The organism is Halorubrum sp. SP3 (assembly GCF_005435195.1).
In the GTDB taxonomy this organism is placed as follows: domain Archaea; phylum Halobacteriota; class Halobacteria; order Halobacteriales; family Haloferacaceae; genus Halorubrum; species Halorubrum sodomense.
In genome coordinates this window covers 1-899 of sequence record NZ_SGTU01000155.1, presented here as the reverse complement: position 1 = coordinate 899, position 899 = coordinate 1, and the positions used below count along the sequence as shown (strand labels likewise).

Sequence of the window (899 nt, the reverse complement as noted above, 5' to 3'; positions counted from 1 at the left end):
TCTGCATCACCGCGACCACGATCTGTCGATCCAGTTGGTTACTCAGACAGTGGATGAGTTCTTCGAGCGACCCGCAGCGGAGATGATTCTCGATCAGTGTGCGATCAAGCAGTTCCACCGGCTTGATGGGATGGATGACCACTGGGCGGCAGAGTTCGGCTTGAACGACGCCCAAAAGCGGTTCGTCCAAGAGGCGGTGCCGGGCAACGAAGCGTTGGGATACGCGGAGGCGCTGGTGGGTGTCGATGGCGAGTGGCGCGGCATTGAAGTGCGCGCACTGGATGCCGAACGGCAGGTCATTGAGGCCGACACCATGTAGGCGGCGGTCAATCTAGGGTGGGCAACCGCACACTCGGCGTTCAAGAGACGGTTCGAACGCCGGGACCACCCACAATAGTTTCTCTTAAATATCATGTTGGATACGTACCAGTATGTCCGTGCCGCTGCTGGCCGTCCTTGTGGACACCTCACTACTAACAGTCCTCGCTGTGGTGAGTGCTCTCAGCCTTGGCGTGACAATCGCGTGGGCCGTTCAGCGAGCCACTGCTGGCCCCCAGCCGCGAGACCAAGCTGTTCGTTAACGTGTATTGGCGGTGCCTGTCGCTTCTATACTATCAGCTTGGAGGGCCGAGCGCCTCAGGGAGAACGCCTGGGCGCGGCTTCTGAAGCACATACTGTACAACCCGATCTGTGCCTTCTGTGGACCCACCAATACAGCTATTTGAGTCCCAGAGTGTACCTGTGTCCATGTACGATTTCATCGTTGTTGGTGCCGGCCCACCAGGATCCCGGTTTGCGTATCACGCAGCGACCGAGGGGTACGACGTCGCACTCCTCGAAAAAGGCGAAGTTGGACAACCGCTCGCGTGTTCCGGGCATGTCTCGACGGATCTTTGGGA

General features: G+C 58.7%; 1 protein-coding gene and 1 pseudogene. Both read left to right on the top strand.

Translation table 11 applies throughout. The features are described 5' to 3' along the window. Window positions 1–319 (top strand): annotated as a pseudogene (locus tag EXE42_RS16000) (transferase); the annotation flags it as partial. A 428-nt stretch (window positions 320–747) separates the two neighbouring features. Further along, window positions 748–899, top strand: a 152-nt coding sequence (locus tag EXE42_RS15995; protein ID WP_137706959.1) for an FAD-dependent oxidoreductase, incomplete at its 3' end; no start/stop codon positions are given.